The 19498-nt window shown below is 51.8% G+C and carries 15 protein-coding genes; 5 read left to right on the top strand and 10 right to left on the bottom strand.

Annotation, left to right across the window (positions count from 1 at the left end):
* Window positions 1-199: 199 nt before the first annotated feature.
* The 5 genes from I3X05_RS01425 to pilM are packed head-to-tail and all read right to left on the bottom strand — an operon-like array spanning window position 200 to window position 4681.
* Window positions 200-1957: a type IV pilus secretin PilQ gene (locus tag I3X05_RS01425; protein WP_425304491.1), complete on the bottom strand. Its 1758-nt coding sequence runs from the start codon at window positions 1955-1957 to the stop codon at window positions 200-202.
* A 48-nt stretch (window positions 1958-2005) separates the two neighbouring features.
* On the bottom strand, window positions 2006-2518 hold the full coding sequence (locus tag I3X05_RS01420) for a pilus assembly protein PilP (RefSeq protein WP_045569757.1): 513 nt from the start codon (window positions 2516-2518) through the stop codon (window positions 2006-2008).
* Entirely contained in the window at window positions 2508-3098 is a 591-nt protein-coding gene (locus I3X05_RS01415) for a type 4a pilus biogenesis protein PilO (protein WP_045569758.1), read from the bottom strand. Before I3X05_RS01415 ends, I3X05_RS01420 begins: the two co-directional genes overlap by 11 nt.
* Window positions 3091-3678, bottom strand: a complete 588-nt coding sequence (locus tag I3X05_RS01410) for a PilN domain-containing protein (protein ID WP_045569759.1) — start codon at window positions 3676-3678, stop codon at window positions 3091-3093. Before I3X05_RS01410 ends, I3X05_RS01415 begins: the two co-directional genes overlap by 8 nt.
* On the bottom strand, window positions 3662-4681 hold the full coding sequence (pilM, locus tag I3X05_RS01405) for a type IV pilus assembly protein PilM (protein WP_045569760.1): 1020 nt from the start codon (window positions 4679-4681) through the stop codon (window positions 3662-3664). Before pilM ends, I3X05_RS01410 begins: the two co-directional genes overlap by 17 nt.
* Window positions 4682-4819: 138 nt before the next feature.
* Between pilM and I3X05_RS01400 the strand changes: the two genes are divergently transcribed.
* Window positions 4820-7336, top strand: coding sequence for a penicillin-binding protein 1A (locus I3X05_RS01400; RefSeq protein WP_045569761.1), 2517 nt, complete (start codon window positions 4820-4822; stop codon window positions 7334-7336).
* 78 nt (window positions 7337-7414) lie between these two features.
* Here I3X05_RS01400 and oxyR read toward each other — a convergent pair whose 3' ends face one another.
* Entirely contained in the window at window positions 7415-8308 is an 894-nt protein-coding gene (gene oxyR, locus I3X05_RS01395) for a DNA-binding transcriptional regulator OxyR (protein WP_045569762.1), read from the bottom strand.
* Window positions 8309-8478: 170 nt separating this feature from the next.
* On the opposite strand from oxyR, the gene I3X05_RS01390 reads away from it, so the two are divergent.
* Window positions 8479-8736 (top strand): DUF3624 domain-containing protein, encoded by a 258-nt coding sequence (locus I3X05_RS01390; RefSeq protein WP_045569763.1) that lies wholly within the window; start codon window positions 8479-8481, stop codon window positions 8734-8736.
* A gap of 160 nt (window positions 8737-8896) precedes the next feature.
* On the opposite strand, the gene argH is transcribed toward I3X05_RS01390, so the two are convergent.
* The 4 genes from argH to argC form a co-directional block, all read right to left on the bottom strand.
* Window positions 8897-10771 (bottom strand): argininosuccinate lyase, encoded by a 1875-nt coding sequence (gene argH, locus I3X05_RS01385; protein WP_045569764.1) that lies wholly within the window; start codon window positions 10769-10771, stop codon window positions 8897-8899.
* 294 nt (window positions 10772-11065) lie between these two features.
* Complete coding sequence (locus I3X05_RS01380) at window positions 11066-12280, bottom strand: argininosuccinate synthase (protein ID WP_045569765.1); 1215 nt, start codon at window positions 12278-12280, stop codon at window positions 11066-11068.
* Window positions 12281-12369: 89 nt separating this feature from the next.
* Window positions 12370-13158, bottom strand: a complete 789-nt coding sequence (argB, locus tag I3X05_RS01375; protein ID WP_045569766.1) for an acetylglutamate kinase — start codon at window positions 13156-13158, stop codon at window positions 12370-12372.
* A 22-nt stretch (window positions 13159-13180) separates the two neighbouring features.
* Window positions 13181-14185, bottom strand: coding sequence for an N-acetyl-gamma-glutamyl-phosphate reductase (gene argC, locus I3X05_RS01370; RefSeq protein ID WP_045569767.1), 1005 nt, complete (start codon window positions 14183-14185; stop codon window positions 13181-13183).
* 148 nt (window positions 14186-14333) lie between these two features.
* Here argC and argE point away from each other — a divergent pair, with 148 nt between their 5' ends.
* From argE to I3X05_RS01355, 3 genes are all read left to right on the top strand, one after another.
* Window positions 14334-15470 (top strand): acetylornithine deacetylase, encoded by a 1137-nt coding sequence (gene argE / locus I3X05_RS01365; RefSeq protein ID WP_045569768.1) that lies wholly within the window; start codon window positions 14334-14336, stop codon window positions 15468-15470.
* Between the two features lie 228 nt (window positions 15471-15698).
* The gene (gene ppc, locus I3X05_RS01360) at window positions 15699-18332 is read left to right on the top strand and encodes a phosphoenolpyruvate carboxylase (protein ID WP_045569769.1); all 2634 of its coding nucleotides are present in this window, start codon (window positions 15699-15701) and stop codon (window positions 18330-18332) included.
* A 573-nt stretch (window positions 18333-18905) separates the two neighbouring features.
* Window positions 18906-19445, top strand: a complete 540-nt coding sequence (locus I3X05_RS01355) for a PadR family transcriptional regulator (protein WP_045569770.1) — start codon at window positions 18906-18908, stop codon at window positions 19443-19445.
* Window positions 19446-19498: the final 53 nt, after the last annotated feature.

Below are 19498 nucleotides of genomic sequence, written 5' to 3'. Positions count from 1 at the left end.
AATTTACAACGTTAATTCAATGACATCGCCACAAGAATGGTTCAGCGTAATGCTGATATTTCAAGGCTTGTGGCACCAATTCCTCACAGACATTCGTGATAAGACCCGAAATTATCAAGGTATGGTGACACTATTGCAACTTTATTTTTGATCTAATTACGCTCCCCTGACCCTATCTGCGGTCAGGGGAGAGAGACAACTATTGAATAACCACCTTTGGCGTCACAAAGATCAACAGTTCCCGTTTACCGATATTTTCATAGCTACGGCGAAACAGCGCGCCGAGCAACGGTAGGTCGCCCAGCAAAGGCACTTTGTCGACCGTACTGGTGATGCTGTGTTGGAAAATGCCGCCGAGAACCACGGTTTCACCATTGTTAACCAACACCTGAGTGCCGATACGTTGGGTGTCAATCGCTACCGCTTCACCCGTGCCCGTTTTCACCACTTCACCCGGCCTGTCTTGCGTGACGCTAAGATCGAGCACCAAACGGTTATCTGGGGTGATCTGTGGTGTGACTTTCAAACTCAGCACCGCCTTTTTAAACGAGACGGTGGTCGCGCCACTGGAGGACGATTCCAGATAGGGAATTTCGGTCCCTTGTTCGATGTAGGCGGGCTTTTTATTGGTGGTGATCAAACGTGGGCTGGAAATGATCTCCGCTTTTGACTCTCGCTGCAGCGCCGACAGTTCCAAATCAAGCAGCAGATCCGAACCCAGCTTGGCGACCTGGAAAGCGATGCTCGATGCATTGCCGGAGGTTGCACCGAGGTTGACGTTGAGAAAATCGTCGATACTGCTAGAGCCGCCACCGCTATCGCCTCCTGAGCCAGAACCGCCACCGGCCGCATTGTACAAACCGATGCTCGCCAAGTTGTTCTCGATCGAACCGCCCACCGTGTGGCTACCGTTGATCGAGGTGAAGCCCCAGCGTACGCCCAGTTCATCCAAATTACCTTCATTGACGGTGACAATACGCGCCTCAATTTGCACCTGCTTGACCGGAATATCGAGCGAATTGACAATCTCACGAATCACTGCAATGTTTTCCGGCAGTTCTCGTAGTAGCAAGGAGTTCGTGCGTTCATCAATCGCAATGCTGCCGCGCTCGGACAGCATGCTGACCGATTCCGTGCCGCTGATCATCTCGGCAATGTCCGACGCTTTGGCAAAATTCACCTTGATGATTTCCGATTTAAGCGTGCCTAGCTCTTCCGCCAAACGCTGCTTTTCCAGATGCTGCTTTTCACGCAAATCCAACTCTTCTTTTGGCGCGATCAGCACCACATTGCCTTCCACCCGCTTGTCGAGCCCTTTGACTTGCAAAATGATGTCGAGTACTTGCTGCCACGGCACGCCATCCAAACGCAGCGTCAGATTGCCCGTGACCGAATCGGAGACCACTAGATTAAAACCGTTGTAGTCCGCTATCAGTTGCAAGACGTTCCTCACCGGAATGTCTTGGAAGTTGATCGAGATAAGCTTGCCCTCTTTTTCAAGGATGCTTTTCTCCTCAACTTGCTGCGGAGTTTCTATGCGACTGACCGTCACTTCCAAATAGCGCCCAGTCAAACGATACTCATGGTGAAACTCCCCCGAGACAGACGCCAACAACCGCGTCGCTGACACATCGCGGAACACTTCAACACTTTCAACCGGCGTCGAGAAGTCCTTTACGTCTAATAGATAGAGCTGTTCGTCGCTGACGCGGGTGTTGAGCAGCTCAATGCTGAGCCCCTCCTGCACAGGTTTAAGATCCACCACCGCGGCAGGCGAAGCCAACTCGACAATAATTACTGCCGCTTTATTCTGGTTGGTTCTGAAATCAATGCCTTTCAGCGCATTCTCACTCGCTGACTGGCCGTTATTCTCTGACTGCGCGTTTGCAAACGTGGCAAAGAGGCAGACAGCAAACAGGCACATTAATTGGCGTAGCGGAGCCTGTAATCGAATCATTCCTTTCTTCATGGTCATTTCTCAAATCACTTCTAGTGGTATCTTTGCCTATCTCAATGCCAGCTTGACTTTACGCTGCTGCCAACAACCTAGCCCATCGGGTAAGGTTTCATTGATCATTAAATACGAGGGGGTAATCAGCGTCACTTTGCCGTTGTTCTGCCCAATGTATTGCCCCGCAAGCACACGTTCGACCGTTCCTTGCGGAGTTTGCACTAAGCCGGAAACGGAGTTACCGCTGCCCATGATGCCTTTTAAACGCAGTTGGCTGAGCGGGTAGCGTTCTAAGCGTCCGGATCGCGTGCGATCAGCGGGTTGCCAGCACTCTTTTTTCACCACCGGCTGGGTGGCTATCACCGCTTCTTTGGGCAGTTCAAATGGCAAGCGCAGCGCCGCCGAAGCGTACGATGTCGCGACGTATTCCTCTTCAGGTTTGAGCTTGGCGACCTCTTGGCGAGCCTGTGATTCCACCTGACGCAAAAAGTCATCTAAAGAGTCACTGTTGGCGCGACAGCCTGCCAACAGCAACACAACCAAGAACATCCACCCGCTACTTTTCATGGGTCACCTCCGGCTTAAACTGGTACGTGTTGGCTTTAACGCGAAAATGCAGTGTGCTGCTTTCCAAACTGACCCGCTGCCAAGTGACGTCGCTAAAGCTAATGATGCGCGGCAGCTCGGCGATCGCTTGGGAAAACTGGCCGATGTCGTTGTAATTCCCGGTCAGTTCAATGTTGAGAGGGAGCTGATATAGGAAGTCCTTGCTCAGTTTTTCCCCCCAATCGATGCGGGTAAAAGTGAGATCGTTTTCAAGCCCGAGTTCATTGACCGACGCGAGCAAGGTCGCTAGCTCCTTTTGCGCGGGCAGTTGCTGGAGCAAATAGTCGTAGCGTTTTGACAACTCATCCAACTGAGACTGAAGCTGTGGCAAGGCGGCCGCTTTGTTGGCTTTGATGCGCAGCGCGACTTTGAGGTTTTGCTCCTCTTCCACCGCCCGTTGCAACGCCTCTTGCTCGGGTTGCAAATAGAACCAGTAGCCAAAGCCCTGAATGATCATCATCAGTAGTAGCACCACCAAGCTTTGTGGCAACAATGGCCACTCCGCAATTTCGTCGATATCGAGATCCTGCCAATCAACCATGATTTGCCTCCGCCAGTACCGGTACGGGTTGTGGTTTCACGCCAAACATAAAAGAGACGGTGAAGGTCTGAAACGCTTTGCCAAAACGCTCTTTGCCATGCACGATGGAGTGCATCTCAACGTCGTAAATCGCCTCCGATCGCTCTAGATTGTCCAACATGGTGGCAAGGCGCGCCGTGCTGTCGCTAATGCCCGCCATTTCCACTTGCTGGTCGCTCATTTTGATCTTGTCGACGTAAACCCCTTCAGGGATGACATTTGGCATCAGGTTCATCAATTCAGTGGTGTTGTTACGCTGCGCTTGCAGTGATTCCACCACCTTCAGACGCGCTAAGATCTGGCCGTGTTCTTCTTTAGCGATCTTCATCGCTTGGATACGCTGATCCAATTGGGCGATGTAGTGGTTTAGGTAGTTGAGGCGATCTTGCTGCAAGCGCTGCTGATAATTCACGTATTGGCCGATCCCCCACTGAATCGCCACCGCGATCAGCACACCTAAAATCAGCACCCCAACAAAACGGCGTCGATGCTCTTCTCGCTGATATTCGCGCCACGGCAGAAGGTTAATGGTGTGCTTCATGTTTGTTCTCCAACCATTGAATCCCACCGATGGCTAGCCCAGCGGCGACCGAAAAGTGGTGCCAGTCAACACTGCGACGTTTTTTGCGTGCCACTTTCATCTCAAACAGACCGAGCGGATTGAGCAGTTCGCACTCCAACGACAAACGACGAGAGAGCGCCTCGAGCAACAGAGGCGTCGCCGCTCCCTCGCCACACAACCAAAGCCCTTGTGGCTTGTCTTGGCTATTGATGGACTGAAAGAGCTGCAACTGACGCGCGACGCGATCCACCATCTCCACTATAAAGCGCTCGGTTTTCTCTTGCGCATCATGGGCACTGAACTCATCGCCAATCGCAGCGTTCAGGTGCTCAACGCCGTATGCAAACTCTTTGATGAAGTGCGTTTTCTCGCGCTGATGAATAATCAGCGAGGTGGATTGCGCACCGACATCCAACAAACAAAAAGCACTTTTGTCTGGGTATCGCTGCGCCGCCAGATCTCGCAGGTTAAACAAGCAGTGGGCGTGCATATCCACCAACACCGGTTTCAACCTCACCGCTCGCGCAGCGCGCACCCGACTCTCGACCACCTCTTTTTTGGTGGCAAAGATCTGCACGCTCTGGCTGGCGCTTTTACTCTGCGCGGGTTCATGCAAGCGCACATAATCAATATTCAGCTCATCGACCGGAAATGGCGATTGATGGGAAAAAGCCTGCAAAATGGCGATTTCACACTCTTTCTCATCTTCTATCGGTTCAATTTGCAATTGCTTGCTGATCACGGCACTATCCGGCACGGCCAGCGCCACCTGACGACGGAAACGCGGCAACTCTTTGTTCAGGACTTTAAGCGTATTGACAATTTCCTGATGATTCAGAGTGTGGTTTTCGGCGACAATAGCGCGCTCAAATACAATTTCTTTATATCCCAGCAAGGCATAGCTATTTCCTGCGGGTTTCAGAATGACAGCCTTGAGGCTACGATGACCAATATCAATCCCGGTAACTAAGGGTTTACCCATCTCCAACTGCTCCCATTTTCTTAGCTCAAAAGGTTGTTATTAGCCGTCAAATGAGAGTTAATAACGCAAGAGCTAAATTTTTAGCCTAGAGTACAAGGGTTTGCCGTCATACAGCCTCAACTAAACAGGGATTCTCCGGTGAAGTTCATAAAGCGTTTACTTATCTTTGCATTGGTTTGCATAATTCTTGGAGTCACTACAATATTTGGGTTTTATCAATACGTTAAACCCGACCTACCAGATGTGGCGGCATTAAAAAATGTGGAATTGCAGACCCCGATGCAGGTCTTCAGCCAAGATGGCAAGTTGATCGCACAATTTGGTGAGAAACGCCGAATTCCGGTCACCTACGAACAAATTCCTCGTCAGTTGATTAACGCGCTGATCGCCACGGAAGACAGCCGTTTTTATGACCACTACGGCATCGACCCGATTGGTATCACCCGAGCGGCGCTGGTCGTGGCCATGTCAGGCTCCGCCAAGCAAGGGGCGAGTACCATTACCCAACAGTTGGCACGTAACTTCTTCCTCTCCAATGAGAAGAAGTTGATGCGCAAAGTGAAAGAGATCTTTATTGCTATCCACATTGAGCAACTGCTGAGCAAGCAGGAGATCATGGAGCTGTACGTCAACAAAATCTTCCTTGGTTACCGCTCGTATGGCTTTGGCGCGGCGGCACGCGTCTACTTTGGTAAAGATCTGCACGATTTGACGCTGGGTGAAATCGCCACGCTGGCGGGTATGCCGAAAGCCCCTTCGACCCTCAACCCACTCTACTCACTTGAACGCGCGACCAATCGCCGCAATGTGGTGTTGATGCGCATGCTGGATGAGAAGTACATCAGCCAAGAAGAGTATGACGCGGCACGTTCAGAACCTTTGATCGCGCAATATCACGGTGCAGAGATTGAACTCAATGCCCCGTATGTAGCTGAGCTAGCGCGCGCGTGGATGGTGCAGCAGTACGGCGAAGAGAAAGCTTACACCTCGGGCATGAATGTCTACATGACGGTCGATTCCAAGCTGCAAGAAGCCGCCAATAACGCGGCGATCAACAACCTGCTGGCCTACGATGAGCGTCATGGCTATCGCGGCGCAGAAAGCGTGCTGTGGAAAGCAGACCAGACCCCTTGGGACAGCGAGAAGATGGACAGCCATCTCAATGACCAGCCGACCTATGGTGAACTGGTCCCCGCGATTGTGACCAAAGTGAGCGGTAAGCAAGCCACGGTTTGGGTCAAACGTCAGCAGCAACAAACCATTGCTTGGGAAGGCATGAGCTGGGCGCGACGCTTCCTGACCGATGAGCGTCAGGGCGATGATCCGAAAACCGCCAGCGATATTTTGGCCCCAGGGGAACAAATATGGGTGCGTCAAATCACCCAGCACAATGAGCAAGGGGAAACCAGCACCAGTTGGCACCTAAGCCAAGTACCGAATGCCAACACCGCCTTTGTTGCGATGAACCCGGAAAACGGCGCGGTGCTTTCTCTGGTCGGCGGTTTTAACTTTGTGCACAACAAGTTTAACCGCGCCACTATGTCGGTTCGTCAGGTTGGTTCGAGCATCAAACCTTTCATCTATTCCGCGGCGATCGACAAAGGGATGACCTTAGCGACCTTAATCAACGATGCACCCATCAACAAGTGGGATGAGAGCCAAGGCACCGCATGGCGTCCTAAAAATTCTCCGCCGACCTATTCAGGTCCAACGCGAGTGCGAATTGGTCTTGCCACATCGAAAAACGTCATGGCGGTTAGAACGCTGCGTGAAGTCGGTTTGGATGAAGCGCGCCAGTATTTGACCCGTTTTGGCTTTGAACTGGATCAGCTTCCTCGCTCCGAGACCATTGCTCTTGGTGCAGGCAGTTTGACGCCGATGAAAATGGCGCAAGGTTTCTCGGTATTCGCCAACGGCGGATACTACGTCGAGCCTTTTTACATCAGCCGTATTGACGACGCCTATGGCAATACCGTCATTGAAGCGCAACCCAAAACCATCTGTCGCGACGCATGCCAAACGCCAAACCGCGATCCGCAGGCCGAGCAGTTTAACGAGCAGGATGAAGATAACTTGCACGCGCCGCAGGTGATCAGTGAACAGAACGCCTTTATTCTGCGCGAAATGATGTACAGCAACATTTGGGGCGGCGGTAACTGGCGTGAAGGTACGGGGTGGAATGGCACAGGCTGGCGCGCCCAAACCCTCAACCGCCGCGATATTGGCGGTAAAACCGGGACAACCAACGATTCAAAAGACGCGTGGTACAACGGTTATGGCCCTGGTTTAGTGGCGATTGCTTGGGTCGGTTTTGATGACCACAGTCGCGCACTGGGCAAAACCACCTTGAACCGTAACCTCAGCAAGGAGGTTATTTCAGGCGCTGAATCGGGTGCAAAAACCGCGCAACCAGCGTGGATCGACTTCATGCAGCAAGCGCTTGATAGCCTGCCCCAGCAAGAGAAAGTCGTTCCAGCTGACATCGTACGAGTGCGCATTGATCGCGACACGGGCCTCTTGACCCACAAAGTGGATGAGAGCTCGATGTTCGAGTACTTCATCAAAGGTACGGAGCCAACGCAGTACGTCTCTGAGCACAGTGAAGAGAGCATCTATTCCAGTTCTGGCGATGGCAGTGATAACGGGCTGTTCTAAGCCCACTTACCAGAACAATAAAGTAAAAAGGTTGCTTGGCGAAGCAACCTTTTGTTTATCTGACATGCAACCGCGCCGTTACGCTCGCTGAGTGAGAATATCGCTGATGGTTTTCGCCAACTGTTCAAAACGCCCACGCAGTGGCGAACCTGGGCGATAAGCCAAGACAATTTTGCGTGACGGCACCGGATTCACCGCTTTGAGATAGCAGACGCCATCTTTCTCTTTCTCTTTCGGCAAGGAGAGCTCCGGCAGCAAAGTAATCCCAGCGCCAGCGGCCACCATGTTACGCAGCGTTTCTAAACTGGTGGCCTTAAAACGCTCGTCATCGCGTGCGCCCGCCGCAAAACAAAAACCAAGGGCCTGATCGCGCAGGCAGTGGCCATCCCCCAGCGCCAACACCGTTTTGCCATTCAGCTCTAACATGTCCAACTGATCTTGTTTGGCCCACTCATGATTTAAGGGCACGGCGATACTGAGCGGCTCATGATAAATGTCGATCTCTTTGAACGGCTCGGTTTCCGCGACCGACGCCAAGATGAGGCAGTCTAACTTGCCCGCTTCCAGTTGGCTGATCAATTGCTGCGTTTGTGCTTCATGCAGAAACAGCTCCAGCTCAGGGTAACGTTCTTTCAACTGCGGAATAATACGTGGCAATAAATAGGGTCCCAAGGTAGGAATAAAACCGATGTGCATCGGACCACTCATTTCACCATTTTGCCCACTGGCCATCTCTTTGAAGGTTTTTACTTCACGCAGGATCACTTTCGCCTGATCGACCAGTTGCAAACCCGCATCGGTAAACAGCACTCGGCGGCTACTACGCTCCAACAGAATGGTGCCAATTTCTTCTTCTAACTTACGGATCTGCCCACTCAGTGTCGGCTGGCTGACAAAACAGGCCTCCGCCGCTTTACGAAAATGTTTGTGCTCCGCCAGTGACACCAGATATTCCAAGTCTCGGATATTCATCGCAACCTCAATCGAATTTGACTATTGAAACCATAGCATTAAACGATTAGAGCTATCAAAACTTTTTTACCATACTGGAGAGCTACGCTTATAATCAAGCCATACTTGGCCAAGATTCGGTTCTCTGCCTTTTATGTTTATACTGGCATCCGTGGCGTGGGAGGAAAGCAATGGGCTGTAAAACATGTAGTGAACATTGGTTCTGGCAAAAGATTGGGCGATGCAAGCGCTGTATGGATCAGCTTACCGTTTTGTCGGTGCTGTGCTGGATTGTCTGGTGGTTGGCGTTTCGAGAGCAACCGAATTCTATTGAGTCGATCGCGCTGATTGTGGCGGGGTTTGCGTTTAACGCTCTGCTCTTCCTGCATTTATGGATGAAGTATGTGATTTTGCCTTGGCGAGCGAGACAAAACGATGCGCGCAAATAAAAAAAGCCCCAAAACCAATTCCGGTTTCGGGGCCTTCTTAGATTCGTTCTAAGAAAAAGCAGTGGTACTAAGTAGACCGCACTGCTTTATATTGGTTCCGCAAAAATTCGCTTTTTTTAACTTTTTTATAAGAAACTTAAAATAGTCAATAAAAACAGAGCTATGCAACATGCGCCCGTGCAATCACTTGCTCAAAAAGGTTCACTTCCAACGCCACTTCATCACACGCATGCTGACGCGGACACTGGTCACAATCTTTTAGCACCTTCTCTGGCAGCAATGATTTTGAGGTGGGAATAAAGCTCTGCTTCATAAAAAATTCCGGCGTACGGGTGAGCACAAACACTTTTTTGATCGCCATTTGCCGCGCTTTCGCCAGCAAATAGTGCACTATCGCTGTTCCTTGCCCTTGCCCTTGCCAGCCCGCCTCAATGCCTAGCGAACGAATTTCTGCCAAGCCCGAATCGTACACATACAGAGAGGCACACCCAGTCACTTCGCCTTGATGCTCTGCCACGGCAAACGAGCCAATGTCGCGCACTAGTTCATTGCGTGAACGCGGCAAGTTTTCCCCCATATTGGCCCAGTAAGCGACCATGCTTTCGAGCGCTTCAATGTCGGTCAAACGTGCCGGACGCACTTTGACCGCTGAGGCATCACGCTGCGCTAAGCGCTTGTCGGCTTGCTCCACAGCGTAAGCCACTTGCTTGGGTGATACGCCGCCAAGGGCACTGCGTTTTTCCAAACACGATTCGATAGTGAGGATCTGATAGACATCTTGCTCAATCACTGGCGAGAAGGCTTTCAGCTCATCAAGTGAGAGCTCTTCCAGCGCGCAGCCTTTGGCAATTGCGCCGACCACCGCCACCCCGACAATATGGTGCGCTTCACGGAACGGAATGCCTTTGGCGACCAGATAATCCGCCAGTTCGGTTGAGTTGGCATAGCCCTGCTTAGCCGCTTCCAGCGTGCGTTCACTGTTTACTTTGATGCCATCAAAACAGAGCGCGGCCATCTCCATACAATCGTTCCAGGTATCGAGCGCGTCAAACAGCCCTTCTTTGTCTTCCTGCATGTCTTTGTTGTACGCCAGTGGCAGAGCTTTGACCGTCATCATCATGCCCGCCAATGCGCCATAAACCCGACCTGTTTTGCCACGAATCAACTCCAGCGCATCCGGGTTTTTCTTCTGCGGCATCAAGGAAGAGCCAGAAGTAACGGTATCGGCTAACTCAATAAAACCGGACTCACCAGAGTTATAGAAGATCATGTCTTCCGCGAGGCGAGAGAGGTGCAACATCGAGATCGACGCCACCGACATCAGCTCCATCACGTGGTCGCGATCCGACACCGAATCGAGCGAGTTGCGCGTTGCGCGGCGAAAACCGAGATTGTGCGCCAACTGCTCGCGATCAATCGGATAAGCAGTCCCTGCCAGCGCGCCCGAGCCAAGCGGGCAAGTGTCCAAACGCTGCAGAGCATCACTCAGGCGTGAATAGTCGCGCTCAAACATCTCAACGTATGCCAAGCACCAGTGAGCGAACGTTACAGGCTGAGCACGTTGCAGGTGGGTGTAGCCGGGTAATACTGTGGCTTGATGCTGTTTCGCCACGCCAACCATCTGGGCTTGCAGCCGATCGAGCGCCAGCAACAATTGTTGACCTTGCTGACGGCACCACAGTTTCAGATCGGTTGCCACTTGGTCATTGCGCGAACGGCCAGTGTGCAGCTTTTTACCCAGATCGCCCACTTTGCCGATCAACTGCTGCTCGACCCAAGAGTGAATGTCTTCTGCATCCGAGCGCAAAATTTGGTGCGGATCTTCCATCACTTCGAGCTTAAGCTCGTTGAGCGCCAGTTCCAGCTTTTGCTGCTCTTCTTGGCTAAGCACATTGACTGAAAGCAATGCCTTCGACCAGGCAATCGAGCCCACAATGTCTTGCTCGGCCAATCGGTAATCAAAGCGCAATGAATCGTTAAACTCTTTGAACCTAGTATCTGCCGCCTGGGTAAATCTTCCGCCCCATAATGCCATTGTGTCTCTCCTGATGACTATTGCTTACTGTGGTGTTGTTAACAAGTGTTAGCCAAAATGCAGGCAATTTGCTCACTTTTTCTTATGTGCCAACGTTACGGCAATTCCACCAAAAAATAAAGTATTAATTCATTATTTCTACATATTTATTCATGAAATTTGAAATGATTTACTTGCTGTTTGTCGTGAGTGCCGCAGAGAACGAAAAAGCCTGTCGATCACTCGACAGGCCTTGGATATTGTTACCTTAACTGAAGAATCTTTTTCTTCAGAGGGCTTATTTTTTCAGAGAGCTTATTTTTTCAGATTGTTCAACGCACGGATACGGCTTGAAAGCGAGTAAAGACGAATAAAACCGCCTGCGTGGCTGTGATCATACACCTCGTCGGCACCAAAGGTGGCAAACTCTTCTGAGTAGAGGCTGTTCTCTGAACGTTTTTGCGTCACCGTTGCTTGACCTTTATACAGCTTCACAACCACTTCGCCGTTGACATCTTGCGCCAGCTCATCCGCCGCCGCCATGATGGATTTACGCAGCGGCGTGAACCAACGGCCATCGTATACCAGGTGCGAAGCTTTCACGCCCAGCTCTTCACGGAATTCAAACGAGGTTTTATCCAGTACCAACTGCTCTACCGCACGCAGAGCTTCCATCATGATGGTGCCCCCTGGGGTTTCGTAGCAGCCACGTGATTTCATGCCAACCAGACGGTTTTCCACGATATCGATACGACCCACACCATGTTTCGCGCCTTTCTCGTTGAGGTAAACCAGCGCGTTGTATGGCGTCATCGGTTCGCCATCGACACCCACCACTTCGCCTTTTTCCACTTGCACGGTAACGTACTCTGGCTCATTCGGCGCTTGCTCAGGATCGACGGTCCACACCCAGCAATCTTCATTGGGCGCATTCCAAGTGCTTTCTAGCACGCCACCTTCGGTCGAGATGTGCCATGCGTTGGCATCACGCGAATAAATTTTGGTGAGTGACGCGGCACACGGAATATTGCGCTCAGCCAAATAATCCAGACACTGCTCACGGCTGACCAAATCCCATTCACGCCAAGGCGCAATCACTTTGAGATCTGGTGCAAGCGCTGCAAACGCCCCTTCAAAACGCACTTGGTCGTTGCCCTTACCTGTACAGCCGTGGCACAACGCATCTGCGCCCACTTTACGTGCGATTTCTACTTGCGCTTTGGCAATCACCGGGCGCGCCATTGAGGTACCCAGTAGGTATTTGCCTTCGTAGTAAGCACCGGTTTTCAGCGTTGGGTAGATGTAATCGGCCACCAACTCCTCTTTCAGATCGACCACGTAGCACTCAGAAGCGCCCGACGCTTTGGCTTTCTCTTCAATGCCAACCAGCTCTTCTTCGCCTTGGCCGACATCGGCCACAAACGCCACCACTTCGCAGTCGTAGTTCTCTTTTAGCCAAGGGATGATGACTGAGGTATCCAATCCGCCTGAGTACGCGACGACCACTTTATTTACATTTAACTTGCTCATTTTAATTCTCCGTTGGTGTGGCGCTGCACTCGGCGGTCAGTGCCATACTCATTCATTCTGTGTCTGATAAGGCTTACAAAAATTTCCGCTTAAGCGGGGACAAACTGTGTACCGATGCTTTGACCGGCAAACAGCCTTTCCAATTTATCTGGGTAGCGCCAGGTCGCGACTTCAATCGCCCGGCCCAAATCGTTGGCCGCTTCCAAGGCGGCTTTCACTTTGACGATCATGCCGTCGGTGATCACTTTGCCAGCGATCAGCGCATCGGCTTCGGCTTCGGTCAAACTCTTGATTAAGTGACCTTTGCCATCCAGCACGCCGCTAACGTCAGAGAGCAGAACCAACTCCGCGTCCAGCGCCCCGGCAACCGCCACCGCCGCTTGGTCGGCGTTAACATTCATCAGTTGACCACTCGGCGTTAAGCCGATTGAGCTGATGATCGGCAGCGCGCCCGTGGCTAAAATCGCGCCTAGCAAGGTAGCATCACCCGGTGTGGCTTTACCCACCGCGCCAAGCTCGGCGTCAAGCTCTTCCACTTGACACAGACCGCCGTCGGCTAAGCTCAAGCCAACCGCGTTCAGACCATCGGCAATGGCTTGACCTTGCAACAGTTTGTTCGCCGTGCCAGCCAGTGCGCCAGCAATGATCGGCATCTGATCGTAAGGCGTCACGCGTAGGCCGTTTTTCTTCACCGTCGGCAACTGAAGTTTTTCCATCAGTTCATCCACCAGATAACCGCCACCATGGACGATGACGATCTGTCGCTGCGCTTTTTGCTGATAGGCTGCAATCGCTCCAAAGAGCTGACTTAATGTCTTTGTGCAGGAAAGCGCTGCACCGCCTAATTTGATCACAAGTGGATTGAGAGACTGAGTCATGGTTCTTTCCTTACTCCGGCTACTACAGCAAGGCTGTCAGTGGTGAAAAACCGTAATGAATATTCAGGCATTGCATCGCCTGACTGGATGCGCCTTTCAGCAGATTGTCGATCGCTGAAATGACAATGATATGTTCGCCTTGCACCTTCCATCCGAGGTCGCAAAACGGCGTCATTTCCACCTCTTGTAAGCGAGGCAGCACGTCGCCTTTTAAACGCACCGCAGGTTTGCCAGCATAAGCCGCTTCAAACGCGGCGTTGACTTGCTCTAAGGTGACACCCGCTTTGAGTTTCATGGTCACCGTCGCGAGGATGCCACGTTTGAAATTGCCAAGATGCGGGGTAAAGATCACCTCACAACCAAGATGGTTGGCGATTTCAGGCTGATGTCTGTGGTTGAATACGCCGTAAGCTTGCAAGCTCACTTCGCAAAAACTGTTGGTCATGGAGGCTTTGCGCCCCGCACCAGAAACGCCACTGGTGGCGTTAATCACCGGCCACTGCGCGGTATCGAGCAACTCTTTCGCCAGCAGCGGTTTGATCGCAAGTTGCGATGCGGTTGGGTAACACCCAGCGACCGCAATCAGCTGACTTTGCACAATCGCGCTCTCGTTCCACTCCGCTAAGCCATACGCCGCTTTGTCGAGCCAACTGACGTGCTGGTGCTCAAACCCATAGTAGGTGGGGTAAAAATCGTCGCCTTTGACGCGAAACGCGCCAGAAAGATCAAAAACCTGACAGCCTTGTTCGAGAAAGATCGGCGCTAAGTCGTGGCTGACTTCGTGCGCGGTGGCAAGAAACACCACATCACACTGCTCGGCCACGGCTTGAGGATCGCTTAACGGTAGAACGTCCATCTCTACCACGCCCGCCAATTTTCCGTGCAATTGAGAGATACACTTACCGGCGTCCGCGCTATTGGCGGAGACATACAAACCTGCTAGCGTGAGCTCAGGATGTTTTTGCACCATCAGAGCCAATTCCGCACCGGTGTAGCCGCTGGCGCCTATAATTGTTGTCTTTAACATCTCAATATATCCGTAAAGCAAAAGGGAAACAAAAGTGACTATTCATATTTAATTTTTGCTTTATATTGATTTTTTATTCATTAAATATGAGTTAATATGTGTTTTACCTTTTTGTTACCCAACTGTCAACAGGGGAAGTGAAGAATCTATGCAATTACCAAGTTTTCTTGAGGTTTACCGCGGCTTGATCGCGACACCATCCATCAGTTCCAGCGACCCAAGTTGGGATCAAGGCAACCGTGAGGTGATCGCCAAACTGGCCGATTGGTTTAGCGCGTTGGGTTTTGCGGTCGAGGTTGTCGAAGTGGAACCTGGCAAATTCAATATGCTGGCCAAAAAGGGCCAAGGAGAAGGCGGCCTGCTACTGGCCGGACACAGTGATACTGTCCCCTTTGATCAAGGGCGCTGGAGTTTCGACCCACATCAACTCACCGAGAAAGACAACAAGTTTTACGGCCTCGGCACCGCCGATATGAAAGGCTTTTTCGCCTTTATTTATGAAGCCGCCAAGCGCATGGACTGGACAGGGCAGAGTAAGCCGCTGTACGTGCTCGCGACCTGCGATGAAGAGACCACTATGCTTGGCGCACGTCATTTCAGCGCCCACACCCCTTACAAACCAGATTACTGCATCATCGGTGAGCCAACCAGCTTAGTGCCCGTACGCGGACATAAAGGCCATGTGGCCAACGTGGTACGTGTGACGGGCAAATCGGGCCACTCGTCAGATCCCTCGCTCGGCGTCAATGCCATCGAAATCATGCATGAAGTGCTGTTTGCGCTGATGCAACTGCGCGATCGCCTCATTAAGGAATACCACAACCCAGGGTTCGCCATTCCCGGACCGACACTCAACCTCGGCCACATCCACGGCGGCGACAGTGCCAACCGCATTTGTGGCTGCTGTGAACTGCATTACGATGTGCGCCCACTGCCCGGCATCAGCCTTGATGGCCTCAATAATCTGCTGCGCGGCGCGCTCAAAGAGGTCGAAGCCAAATGGCCGGGGCGGATTGACATCGTGCCACTGCATGATCCCATCCCGGGCTATGAATGCCAGCACGACCATCCGTTTATTCACGGAGTCGAAAAGCTGTGCGGCAGCGAGTCACAAACCGTCAACTACTGCACCGAAGCGCCGTTTTTGCAGCAATTGTGTCCAACCTTAGTGCTTGGCCCGGGCTCGATTGATCAAGCGCATCAGCCCGATGAGTTTCTCTCTTTTGACTTTATCGAGCCGACTACCGACATTTTGCGCAAAGCGATGCGTCAGTACTGTTTTTGAGCAGAAGGGGATGACAACAGCCGTGGCTTTGCGCCAATCCGCCACGGCTAGATTGTAATTAACTTTCAGTATCGTTTATTCATTAAGGCATAATTTGCGTTAAATCAGCACTGCGAAGGAATATTTGCAAACTAAGTCTGCTTTATTTGACTAGTTACAACAAATTTCGCTAGATTGTGACCTTAACAAGGAACATTGGATGTAATTTTTTTACGAGGCAGGACGACAATGAACGAGAAATACGCCGCTCTCAGGAGTAATGTCAGCATGTTGGGGCACTTGTTGGGCAACACCATACAAGAAGCACACGGTGACGAAATCTTAGAGAAGGTGGAGACGATTCGTAAACTCTCCAAATCTGCCCGCGCTGGCAATCAGGCGGATCGCGACAACCTGATTGAAGAAATTAAAAATCTGCCAGACGAGCAACTAACGCCGGTGGCCCGTGCGTTCAACCAATTTCTGAACCTGACCAATATCGCCGAGCAATACCACACCATTTCACGCCATTGCGATTCGCACGTCTGCGAACCGGATGCGTTCAACACCTTGTTTGCCAAGCTAAGCCAAAACGGCGTCAGCAAACTTGATACCGCGCAAGCGCTGCGTGAACTGAATATTGAACTGGTTCTGACCGCGCACCCGACGGAAATCACCCGTCGCACCATGATCAACAAACTGGTCAAGATCAACGAGTGTTTGTCGAAGCTGGAACTTGGCGATCTCTCCTCCAAAGAGCGTCACAAAACCGAACAACGCCTAGAACAGTTGATTGCTCAAGGTTGGCACTCAGATGTGATCCGCAAGCAGCGCCCAACACCGCTGGATGAAGCCAAGTGGGGCTTTGCCGTGGTGGAAAACTCACTGTGGGAAGCGGTACCCGATTTTCTGCGTGAACTGGATGAGCGCCTGAAAGAGTATCTGGGTGAAGGGCTGCCGATTGATGCCCGCCCGGTACATTTCTCCTCTTGGATGGGTGGCGATCGCGATGGTAACCCGTTTGTCACCCACAGCGTGACGCGCGAAGTGCTGCTGCTGTCGCGCTGGAAAGCCGCCGACCTCTATCTTCAAGACATCAATGAGTTGATCAGCGAACTGTCAATGACCAAGTGTAACGACACCGTGCGTCAACTCGCCGGCGAAGAAGAGCACGAACCGTATCGCGCAGTGCTCAAGCAGCTACGCACTCTGCTGTCTGAAACCAAAGAGATTTTGGACGCCAAGATCAACGGCCAAAAACTGGCGGTCAAAGCCCCGCTGCAACACATCGACCAACTTTGGCAGCCCTTGCTGGCCTGTTACCAGTCACTACGCGAGTGCGGCATGAGCATGATTGCAGACGGCTCGCTGCTCGATGCACTGCGCCGCGTCAAAGCCTTTGGCGTGCATCTGGTGCGCCTTGACGTGCGCCAAGAGAGCACCCGTCATGCCGATGTGCTGTCGGAGCTGACTCGCTATCTCGGCATTGGCGATTACAATCACTGGAGCGAGCAAGATAAGCTGGCTTTCTTAACCAACGAACTGGCGTCCAAACGCCCGCTCCTGCCACGTGATTGGCAACCAAGTGAACCGGTTAAAGAAGTGCTGGACACCTGTAAAATCATTGCTGCACAACCGCGTGAAGCGTTTGGCGCCTATGTGATCTCCATGGCACGTACCGCGTCGGACGTGTTAGCCGTTCACCTGCTGCTGCAAGAATCTGGCTGTCCGTATCGCATGGACGTCTGCCCGTTGTTTGAAACCCTCGACGACCTCAACAACGCCGAAGCGGTGATCAAGCAGCTGATGAGCATCGATCTCTACCGTGGCTTTATCCAAAATCATCAGATGGTGATGATCGGTTATTCCGACTCGGCCAAAGACGCCGGTGTGATGGCGGCGGGCTGGGCGCAATACCACGCGATGGAATCGCTGGTGAAAGTCGCCGAGCAAGAAGGCATTGAGCTGACTCTGTTCCACGGCCGCGGCGGTACGATTGGCCGTGGCGGTGCACCGGCGCACGCCGCACTGCTTTCTCAGCCACCGAAGAGCCTAAAAGGTGGCCTACGCGTGACCGAGCAAGGCGAGATGATCCGCTTTAAACTTGGCTTGCCTGAAGTGGCGGTCAACAGCTTTAACATGTACGCCAGCGCGATTCTCGAGGCAAACCTGCTGCCACCACCAGAGCCAAAGCAAGAGTGGCGCGATTTGATGACCGTGCTCTCTGAAGTGAGCTGCGAAGCCTATCGCAGCGTGGTGCGCGGTGAGCCGGATTTCGTCCCTTATTTCCGCCAAGCCACCCCGGAGCTGGAACTTGGCAAACTGCCACTCGGTTCTCGCCCGGCGAAACGCAACCCCAATGGCGGTGTGGAAAGCTTGCGGGCGATTCCGTGGATCTTCTCTTGGAGCCAAAACCGCTTGCTGCTGCCAGCGTGGCTCGGTGCGGGTGAAGCGATTCAATACTCGATCGACAAAGGGCATCAAGCGCTTCTGGAAGAGATGTGTCGCGAATGGCCATTCTTCTCCACTCGTCTTGGCATGCTGGAGATGGTGTACTCGAAGTGCAACATCGAGATCTCGCGTTACTACGATGAGCGCCTGGCAGATGAATCCCTGCTGCCGCTTGGCGATAAACTGCGGGCACAGTTGCAACGTGACATCAAAACCGTGCTGAACGTGGAAAACAACGAGAACTTGATGCAAAGCGATCCGTGGGGACAGGAGTCGATCCGTTTGCGCAATATCTACATCGAACCACTCAACATGCTGCAAGCTGAACTTTTGTATCGCACACGTCAAACGCAAGAAGCGGCGGAAGAGTTGGAAGAAGCCTTGATGGTAACCATCGCTGGCATTGCGGCAGGAATGCGCAATACTGGTTAAGTCACACCACTGGTGAATCTGATTAATCTCAAGGCTGCATGAAAATGCAGCCTTTTTGTTGTCGCTGCCATCTTTTCTGGTTTTATCCTCTCTTGCGCCCATCGCCCATCGTTCATCGCCACTTCCCACCTTATGGACGCACTATCACTCAGAAGATTCGTCAGATAAAAACAACAAAACGTGATATAGGTCACTTTAACAACTGCAAACCAAGCAACAAGCCAGCAGTATTTTAAACTACAAAAAGAACATTTATTAAACAGTCATTGCAGAGCATGGCCTTGAAGTGCAGCCCATTTAGTATTTTATTAGTTTTTTAAGCAAAACCACTCATGTATTCTACTTTATGCTTATATTTAGATATACTACGCGTCCGCTGTGAATTAATTATCAAATCATCATTTTCACAGCTCGATGGAAAGTTCCATCCACCCTAGGTGATAAACGGCTTTTAAGGTGACAGGACCAACTCAGTGTTGGTGCTGACTGTACATAAAACAAATTGCATCAAATAAGAGTGCAAACGCAGTACAGCCAGCTTGTTAACAGTTTATTGACCATTTGGATGAAGACATGTCATTACCACACGTTATTCTGACCGTTTTAAGCACACGTGATGCTACCGGTTACGACATCACGAAAGAATTCTCAGCCAGTATCGGCTACTTCTGGAAAGCGAGCCACCAACAGGTTTACCGCGAGCTCAACAAAATGGCTGAGCAGGAACTGGTGACTTGTGTGCTTGAACCACAGGAAGGCAAACCGGATCGTAAAGTTTACTCCATTACCGACGCAGGACGTGCGGCGCTTGGTGATTGGTTTGATCAACCGACAGCACACCCAACGGTGCGTGACGAATTTTCTGCCAAGCTGATGGCTTGTTCGGTTCAACCGTCTGCGCCATACCACCATCAATTGGCGCAATTGGTCGAAGAGTCTCGCAAGCTAGTCGCTCACTACAAAGAGATTGAAGCGGCTTACTACGCCACGCCATCGACCCTCGACAAACAAGGTCGCCTAGAGCGTTTGACGCTGCGTCGCAACCTGATGCTACGTGAAACGTGGATCAACTGGGCAGATGAAGTGTTGGCTGAATTGGAAGCTCTCGGCTAACTCTTCACGCACATCACGCTCGTTGATTGACGAGAGAAACAAATAAGGCTGGT

Source organism: Vibrio navarrensis, from assembly GCF_015767675.1.
Taxonomy (GTDB): Bacteria; Pseudomonadota; Gammaproteobacteria; order Enterobacterales; family Vibrionaceae; genus Vibrio.
The sequence above is the reverse complement of the archived record's forward strand: the minus strand, read 5'-3'. Positions and strand labels throughout refer to the sequence as shown.